The sequence below is a fragment of the Streptomyces sp. NPDC037401 genome (assembly GCF_055602345.1).
The window spans coordinates 43,060-51,446 of sequence record NZ_JBVJWO010000039.1 but is presented as its reverse complement, the minus strand read 5'-3'; the positions used below and the strand labels follow the sequence as shown (position 1 = coordinate 51,446).

Here is an 8,387-nt window from a genome sequence, read left to right as displayed (position 1 = left end):
GCGACCCTCCCCTTGGGCGGAACGGGCGGGATTTTTTTGTTGCCGACGCCTCTTCTTTCTCCCTCGCCCCGGCCAGGGGGGGGGGGGGGCCCCACCCCCCCCCCCCCCCCCCCCCCCCCCGTGCTGCCCTGCGTCAGCCGCGGTCGGTACGGGGCCGGGGCGGCCCGTACGGTTCGATCCTCGGGTTGGCGTAGGGCCCCTCGGCCTCGCCCGCCCCGCGCACGCGCTCGGCGGCTGCGGCGGTGACGAGCAGGGTGTACGTGCCGTTGTGCAGGTCGACGAGGCCGTACTCGGTGTCGACCTCCTCGCGTGACAGGCCGAGCTGCTGCACGGCGTCGTCGAGCGTGGCCCCCGGCGGGAGCGTGACGGTGAGGGGGTTGACGGGCTCGTCGCCGGTCATCGGTCTCCTCCGGTACGGGGGTGACTAGCGGCGGCTTCGGCCGCGGTGGCCGTTCTTCTTGCGGCGGCGCAGCGCGTCCATGATCCCGGGTGGGTTGATGACCCCGTACCCGTGGTCGTGGTCGAACCCCGCGGCACCGAGGTCGTCGGCGGTCCGGCGCAGCAGGATGCGGAGTTCGCTCGGCTTGAGGACGCTGGCGGGCCACTGGGTGCGTACGGCGGCGACGACGCCCGCAGCGACCGGGCAGGAGGCCGAGGTGCCGGAGTCCGGTGCGTTCGCGCCGAACGCGTGCGAGCCCTCGAAGTGCGTGTACGCACAGATGTCCGGCTTGCGGCTGCTGAGCCGTCCGGGGCCCTGCGAGGAGTAGCCGACCCGGTCGCCGCGGGTGTCGACCCCGCCGACCGACAGCGCCTTGGGGTGGGAGTTCGCGCCGGCGATGGGCCGGTCGGGGTACTCGCAGCGGCCGTCCTGGCAGTCGCGGCCGCAGTTGCCCGCCGCGAACAGGACGTCGGCTCCCGCGCTCTCCAGGGCGGTCACCATCAGGTTGAAGGGGTGGCCGGGGTTGTCGGAGTAGTTCCCGGGGTGACCGGGCGGGAAGTCCCACCGGGGCGAGTAGGAGCCCCAGCTGTTGCTGACGACGAGGGCCCTCTTGTCCTCGGGCATCGTCTCCAGCAGGCTCCACAGGTGGGAGTAGGCCGCCACCGCGTCCGAGAGCAGCCCGCTCACGAGCGTCGGGCCGTGGCTCTCCGAGAGCAGCACGGGCACGTCGAGCAGAGTCGCCTCGGGCGCGGCGATGAGCGCGTCGAAGGCGCACATGGTTCCGTGGTCGACGGGGAACCGGCCCGGCCGTCCGCTCACTCCGGGCGGGTTCCAGCTCCGCGCCGCGTCGACCGTGATCGGGCGGCCGAATTCGCTGCTCAGGTGCTGGGTGTTGATGCCGGTGTCGGTGATCGCCAGGGCGACACCGGAACCGTCCAGGTTGTCCGCGCCCAGCTCGGCGAGGAGGCCCTGCACTTCCTGCCAGTCGCCGACGGGGGCGTCTCCGCCGCACGTGGGCGTCCCCTGGATGACGGGGTCTGCGGCGATGCCGACGATGTCCGGGTTGGCGACGGCCAGCATCGCGATCCTGGCGGCGGTGTCGAAGTCGTGGATCTCGCCACGGACCATCACGCTGGCGTCCTGCGGCGCCATGGAGAACCGGAGCGGCTGCTCCAGGGACAGCGGATCGCCGTCCCTCGTGGTCGGCAGCGGCCTGGGCAGCGCCACCGGGGTGAAGGAGTCGTCCAGGTCCACGCCGGCGATCCGCCCTGCGACGTCCCTGGTCGTCGCGGTGAGCTGCGGGTTGGTGACTGCTTCCACGAGATCGCGTTCGGGCCGCATCAGAATCAGGACACGCATGTTTCTCCTCGAGGGGGGACGGGATCCAGGCGCCCGTCCCATGCTCGTTCCGGTATCGCGGTACCGCACGTCGGTGCGGCCGAACGGCCCAGCCCGGCCCGGTGCCGGAGCGCGTAGTTCCCCGACTCCGGGACGGGGTGAGGATCGGCCATATCAGTGGCGCGATATGCACCTTAATTGGATCACGACATCGCGCTTGGATGGCGCCGCCACCGTAATTCGTTTACGGCTGAACGGTTTTGACGGACCGGCGGTAACTCCCCGAAGCGTCCAGGTCACAGAGAAGGGAGAAACGGCCGGCGGGTGTCGAATAGGCCTTCCACCGGCTCGACTTATGCAAGATCCGTTATGTAGTGTTCCAGTTATTCACCGCCCAACGGGGGGCGGACAGCGACTGCAGGCTTGGTCCGGACTAATTCCGGCGTGTGACGGGCCCGCAGAACCGGCAGACCACCGCCCCCGCCACGCTCCCTATTGGGGGAATGCGTGTCCCGACACGGGGGATCAATCATCCGGTTCCAGCTTTTGGGGCCTTTGAGCATTGCGCACGGCCCCGAAACCGTCGTTCTCAAACCGTCCAAGCCGACCAGTCTTCTCGCCGCACTTCTGCTGCATCCCGGCACCGTGGTCTCGACCAACTACCTGCTGCGTGCCGTGTGGGACGAGGAACCGCCCGCCACCGCCCGCGCCGCACTGCAGACGTGCGTGCTCCGGCTGCGCCGGCTGTTCGCCAAGTACGGCATATCCGCGACCACCATCGAGGCCGTGCCGGGCGGTTACCGGATGCACAACGACACCGAGACCCTCGATCTCGTGCTCTTCCGCACGCTCACGGCCGAGGCCGGGTCGGCGGCCGGAGCGGGAGAGGAGCTCTACCGGCTCCGGGAGGCGCTGACGCTCTGGCAGGGCCAGCCACTCGCCAACGTGGCCTCGCGCATGCTCCAGCAGGACGCGGTCCCCGCGCTCGAACAGGAGCGGCTGCGGGTTCTGGAGCGGGTCTGCGACCTCGAACTGGCCGCCGGTAACTGCCATCAGGTCCTGGTCGACCTGTACGAGAGCGCACGTCGGCACCCGGTGCGCGAGCGCTTCACCGAGCAGCTCATCGAGGCCCTCTACCGCACCGGGCGGCAGGCCGAGGCGCTCGCCGAGTACCGCACGGTGCGCGACCGGCTGCGGGACGAACTGGGCATCGACCCGGGCGCGGGACTGCGGCGGCTGGAGCTCGCCATCCTGCGCGCCGAGGACCTGGCGCCCGCCCGGCCGCAGCCCGCCCCCCGGACGGCAACCGCCGCCGAGGTTCCCGCACTGCCCGCCGTCCGGGCCCGACCGGCCGGGGCGGTGCTGCCCGTTCCCGCCTTCGCCGGACGCGAGGGCGACCGCAGGGCCATGGCCGCGCGGCTCACCTCCGCCGACGGCCCGCGCCTGGTCGTCGTCTCGGGGGCCCCGGGCATCGGCAAGTCGGCACTGGCCCGGCAGACCGCCCACGAGGTTCAATCGGACTTCCCCGGCGGGGTGTTCACCCTCCAGCTGTCCCGGCCGGACGGGACGGCGGTCGCCGTCGAGGAGGCGGCGCAGCTGCTGCCGCCGCCCGGCACCGGCCGGCGGCTGATCGTGCTGGACGGCGCGGCGGGCGCCTGGCAGGTGCTGCCGCTGCTGCCCGCGGCGGGGGACGCCTCCGTCGTCGTGACCAGCAGGCGCGACCTGGCCGCCGTGGTCGCCACGCACGGCGGCGCGGTGCACCGGCTCGACGTGCTCGGGCCTGCCGAGGCGTACGGCCTGCTCGCCGGGCTCGTGGGCACCGAGCGGATCGCGGCCGAGCCCTCGGCGGCCCGCGAACTGGCCTCCGTGTGCGGCCACTTCCCGCTCGCCCTGCGGATCGCCGCGGGACGACTGCTGACCCGGCCCGGCCTGTCGGTCGCGCACTGCGCGGCCTGGCTCGCCGAGGATCCCCCCGCGCGGCTGGCCCTCGCGGAGGACGACCGGCTCTCGGTGCCGGTGGTGTTCGGGCAGGCGCTCGACGCACTGGCTCCGCCGCTGCGGCAGGCGTTCCTCCGGCTGGGCGGCCTCGCCCCGGAAGGCGACCTGTCGGGTGAGGCCGGCGAGTCCGTACTCGAACAGCTCGTGGAGACGGGTCTGCTGGAGGACGGGCCGCCCGGCCCTTACCGCCTCCACGACTTCCTTCGCATCTACGCGCGTTGGCACGTCCGCACGTACGAGACGGCTGCCGCGGCAGCACCGCGCTGACCCTCCCGGCCCGCAGCACCCCAACCCCTCCCTGCCCCTCTCCTCCTCCCCCTCCCCCGCGTCAGCTTTCCTCCCCGATCCCGCCCAGACCGCACCCAGGGGTGTCCCCATGGCTCACGCCAGCTACCAAGCCGTTGCCGCGACCCGTCCCCGGATCCGCCGGGACGTGCTCTTCACCGAGACGCCGGACGGCGTGCTGTTCCACAACGCGGACGGCGGCTTCCGCCTCACGGCCAAGTCCGCGTACCGCTTCGCGACGCTGATCGTCCCCCACCTCACCGGCGAGCACTCGGTGGCCGACCTGTGCCGGGGCCTCGGCGAGGCACAGCAGGCGATGGTCGGCGAACTCGTCCGGACCCTGTACGAACGCGACTTCGCCCGCCCCGTGGCCGCCCCCGCCGAGAACCCCGCCGGGCAGGTCGCGCTCGCCCCGGACGTCGCGCGCCGGTACGCCCCGCAGATCGCGTACGCCGACCACTACTCCGACGACGCCGAGGCGCGGTTCCTGCGCTTCCGGGAGACACGGGTGGCCGTGCTCGGCGACGACGACGTGGCCCGCTGGTGCGCCTCGAGCCTGATACGCAACGGCTGCGCGGTCGTCGGCGTGGCGGCGGGCCCCGACGCCGCGGAGCTCGAAGCGGAGGTCTCGGAGGCCGTCGCGGACGGCTGTCCCGTCGAACTCCGCACGCCCGCCACCGGCCGGGAGCCTTCCTGGGCCGAACTGTCCGACTACGACCTCGTGGTCGTCACCGGCGGCCGGACCGCGCCCGCCCGGCTGCTGCCGCTGCTGCGCGCCGGGATCCCCGCCGGCCGCACCCTGCTGCCGGCGTGGTCGTACGGCTCGGACGCCGTGATCGGCCCCCTGATGGCCCACGGCACGCCCGGTTGCTGGGCCTGCGCCGCGCTCCGGCTCGGTGCCGCCGCCGGCCGTGACTCCGGCGCCGCCGCCGAACTGTGGAGCGCGTTGGCCCTGCCCGGCAGTCCCGCGGCCGCCGGCCCGGAGCCGGGGCGGCCGCTGGCCGCGATGATCGGCAACCTGCTGGCGTACGAGGTCTTCCGCACCACCTCGGGAGCCCTGCCCGCCGAGACCGCGGGCCAGGTGATCGTGCAGGACCTGGCCTCGCTGGACGTCACGGCGGAGCCGCTGCTCACGCACCCGCGGTGCCCGTTCTGCGCCCCGGGCGAGGGCGAGGCCGGACGGGAGGCAGTGGCGCCCGTGGACCTCGCCGCGGCGGGCACCTCCGGGGCACCCGCCCTGCCGACCCTGGACACCGCGCGCGAAGCGGACGCCCTGGTGGAGGAGTTGAACCGGCGCTCGGCGCTGGTCCGTCCGTACGCGGGCGTCTTCACGCGCTACGCCGACGAGCCGCTCACGCAGATCCCGCTGAAGCTGAGCGTGGTCGAGCTCGGCATCGGACACGCAGGTCCCCGGGCGATCGCTGCCTTCGACGTCCACCACGTCGCCGGGGCGCGGATGCGGGCACTGGACGCCGCGGCCGTCGTCTACGCCGAGCACGTCGTGCCTGCGCGCGGACTGGCAGGGCGGGCCGAGGGGGCGGTGGCGGAGCACTCGCTGACCATCGCGTCCGGTCTGCCGGGCGCGGCCACCGCCTGGCAGCAGGCCGTCTCGCTCGTCACGAAGGAACCGGCGCTGGTTCCGGCGGGCGCGGTCCGCCCGTTCGGGCCGCACAACGGCGACCGGCTGTTCGAGCGCACCCGCGCCGGTGCCGGCGCCGGACCCTCCCCCGCCGATGCGGCCGCCGCGGGCCTGCTGTCCGCGCTCGCCCACGACGCACTGATGCGGACGGTACGCGGGGCCGCGGCCTCGCCCGTCCCGATGCCGACGGACGCGGACGAGACAGCCGGGACGGGCAGGACAGCTGGGACGGACGAGACGGGCAGGACGGGCGATGCCGAGCTCGCCTTCCTCGTGCGGTCGGCGGAGCGCCTCGGGCTCGCCGTCGAGCTCCTCGACCTCGGCGAGGCCGCGCGCTCCGGAGTGCAGGTGCTGCTCGCCCGGGCGGGGGCACGCTGGGCCGTGGGCGCCGGCCTGGACCGGCAGGCGGCGACGGCGGCCGCACTGCGGGACCTGCTGGGCGCCGTGCAGTACGAGCACAACGACCGCGACACCGCGGCCCCGGGCGCGCCGGCCGACACCGGTGATCCGCTGCTGCGGGACCTCGACGCCCGCACGCTCACCGTCTCCGCCGATGCACAGCCCGCCGACGGCAGCGCGGTGGCCGCGGGCTGGTCCGAGGTGCTGGACCGGCTGCGGGCGGCGGGACGTGACGCCTACGCCGTTCCCACCGGGTCCTCGGACCTGGCCTCGGCCGGGCTGCACACCGTCAGGGTGCTGCTCACCCGTGCCCAGGAGCCGGGCGATGACCACTGATCCGCTCACGGCCGGTCCCGAGGTCGCCACTGCGCTCGGTGCGGCCGCTGCGGCCCGCTTCACCGCGCTGCTGGGCCGCGCCCTCGGGGCGCTCGGCGGTCCCCCGGTGACGCTGTCGGTCCTCGGGCTCGGGGACGCCTTCACCCGGCCCGCCCCCGGGACGGGCGAGAGCGCTGCCGTGCCCGTGCACCTGTACGGCCACCAGGCGGTCGTCGGGCCGCCCGGCGGCTGTGCCCGGTGCCTGGAGCGCCGCTGGCAGGCGGTGCGGTCCGTCGCGCTCCGGGACGCCCTGGAGCTCGGCGGCGGCACGCGGCCCGCCGGCGACTGGCCGTACGCGCACCCCTTCGCCGCCCGGGCGCTGGCTGCCGTGGTCGCCGCGGCCGCGCAGCCCCGGCCCGGCGCTCCGGTGGCCGCCGGCGGATTTCCCGAGGTCCGGCTGCTGGACCTGCGCAGCGGCTGCGTGCGCCGGTACCCCCTGGTCCCGGACCCCGAGTGTCCGGCGTGCGCCGCCCCGGAGGAGGACACCGCCGGCGGGGCCGTCCTGGAGCTGCCGCCCGCGCCCAAGTACCGGCCCGGGGTCTTCCGTACCCGTCCCGTCGAGTCGTACGGCATCGACGTGGCGGCCTTCGCCAACCCGCTGTGCGGGGCGCTGGGGCCCTCCCTCGTGCAGGACGTCTCCTCGACCTCCACGTCCGCGACCATCGGCTGCTTCTCGATGCGCTCGGGCGAGTACCTGCGCGAGACGTTCTGGGGCGGCCACACGGACTCCTTCGCGCGCAGTGCGCACGTCGGGGTGCTGGAGGGGCTGGAGCGCTACGCCGGGATGCGGGCGCGGGCGCGGACCACGAGCGTCACCGGTTCGCTGAAACAGTTCGGCGCCGATGCCGTCGACCCGCGGGAGGTCGGCCTGTACAGCGAGGCGTTCCACCGGGCGAACCCGCGCGTGCGTCCCTTCGACCCGGACCGGGAGATCTCGTGGGTGTGGGGCTGGTCGCTGCGCGACCGGGTGCCGCGCCTGGTGCCCGAGATCCTGACGTACTACCACGCGCCCGGCCTGGAGAACCGGTTCGTGCAGGAGAGCTCCAACGGCTGCGCCTCCGGGGGCAGTACGGCCGAGGCCTTGTACTTCGGGCTGATGGAGGTCGTGGAGCGCGACGCGTTCCTGCTCACGTGGTACGGGCGGCAGCCGCTGCCCGAGATCGACCCGGCGAGCAGTGCGCGGCCGTCGACGCGTGCGATGGTCGACCGGCTGGCGATGTACGGCTACCGGGCCCGGTTCTTCGACACCCGGATCACGTTCCCGATCCCCGTGGTGACGGCGGTGGCCGAGCGGTTCGACGGCGGCCCCGGCCGGATGTGCTTCGGTGCGGGTGCGGGTCTCGACCCGGAGTCGGCCCTCGACTCGGCGCTGTGCGAGATCGCCACGGACGCCGTCAACCTGGCCGGGCGCACGGAGCGCGACGAAGCCCGGCTGCGCGCCATGGCGGCCGATTTCAGCCTGGTCACGGCGCTGCACGACCACCCGCTCGTGTACGGGGTCCCGGAGATGGGCCGGCACGCGGAGTTCCTGCTGCGCCCGCACGGCGACGGGCGGCGGCTGGCCGTGGCGGAGCTGGAATGGCCGGACGGGCAGGGTGCGGCCGTGTCCGACGACGTGCGCACCGACCTGGAGCGGTGCGTGTCGGCGGTGACGGCGGAGGGCTTCGACGTCGTGGTCGTCGACCAGACGATGCCCGAGCAGCGGGCCCTGGGCCTTCACACCGTCAGCGTGCTCGTCCCCGGGCTGCTCCCCATCGACTTCGGGTGGTCCCGGCAGCGGGCGCTCGGCATGCCGCGGATGCGGACGGCGCTGTTCACCGCCGGGCTGCGCGCACGCGTGCTGGAGCCCGGCGATCTGAACCCGGCCCCCCACCCCTTCCCCTGACCCGGCCGCCGCCGGCGTCCCACCCCCAC

5 protein-coding genes are annotated in these 8,387 nt (G+C 74.4%); 3 read left to right on the top strand and 2 right to left on the bottom strand.

What is annotated here, in order from left to right; translation table 11 throughout:
* Nucleotides 1-133: 133 nt before the first annotated feature.
* Nucleotides 134-400 (bottom strand): hypothetical protein, encoded by a 267-nt coding sequence (locus ACZ7H1_RS31475; protein WP_470791228.1) that lies wholly within the window; start codon nucleotides 398-400, stop codon nucleotides 134-136.
* Between the two features lie 24 nt (nucleotides 401-424).
* Nucleotides 425-1,798 carry a S8 family serine peptidase gene (locus tag ACZ7H1_RS31470; RefSeq protein WP_470791227.1) on the bottom strand — a complete coding sequence of 458 codons (1,374 nt, stop codon included), beginning with the start codon at nucleotides 1,796-1,798 and terminating at the stop codon, nucleotides 425-427.
* Nucleotides 1,799-2,332: 534 nt separating this feature from the next.
* Between ACZ7H1_RS31470 and ACZ7H1_RS31465 the strand changes: the two genes are divergently transcribed.
* The 3 genes from ACZ7H1_RS31465 to ACZ7H1_RS31455 all read left to right on the top strand — a co-directional run bounded on the left by ACZ7H1_RS31465 (nucleotide 2,333) and on the right by ACZ7H1_RS31455 (nucleotide 8,358).
* Nucleotides 2,333-4,042 (top strand): AfsR/SARP family transcriptional regulator, encoded by a 1,710-nt coding sequence (locus ACZ7H1_RS31465; protein ID WP_470791226.1) that lies wholly within the window; start codon nucleotides 2,333-2,335, stop codon nucleotides 4,040-4,042.
* Nucleotides 4,043-4,151: 109 nt separating this feature from the next.
* Complete coding sequence (locus ACZ7H1_RS31460) at nucleotides 4,152-6,434, top strand: TOMM precursor leader peptide-binding protein (RefSeq protein ID WP_470791225.1); 2,283 nt, start codon at nucleotides 4,152-4,154, stop codon at nucleotides 6,432-6,434.
* Nucleotides 6,424-8,358 (top strand): TOMM precursor leader peptide-binding protein, encoded by a 1,935-nt coding sequence (locus ACZ7H1_RS31455; RefSeq protein WP_470791224.1) that lies wholly within the window; start codon nucleotides 6,424-6,426, stop codon nucleotides 8,356-8,358. The genes ACZ7H1_RS31460 and ACZ7H1_RS31455 overlap by 11 nt, the downstream gene beginning before the upstream one ends.
* Nucleotides 8,359-8,387 lie beyond the last annotated feature (29 nt).

Excerpts from the sequence above, each read along its gene's own strand:
- ACZ7H1_RS31455 (WP_470791224.1), top strand. The coding sequence starts at position 6,424 with ATGACCACTGATCCGCTCACGGCCGGTCCCGAGGTCGCCACTGCGCTC.
- ACZ7H1_RS31460 (WP_470791225.1), top strand. The coding sequence starts at position 4,152 with ATGGCTCACGCCAGCTACCAAGCCGTTGCCGCGACCCGTCCCCGGATC.
- ACZ7H1_RS31470 (WP_470791227.1), bottom strand. The coding sequence starts at position 1,798 with ATGCGTGTCCTGATTCTGATGCGGCCCGAACGCGATCTCGTGGAAGCA.
- ACZ7H1_RS31475 (WP_470791228.1), bottom strand. The coding sequence starts at position 400 with ATGACCGGCGACGAGCCCGTCAACCCCCTCACCGTCACGCTCCCGCCG.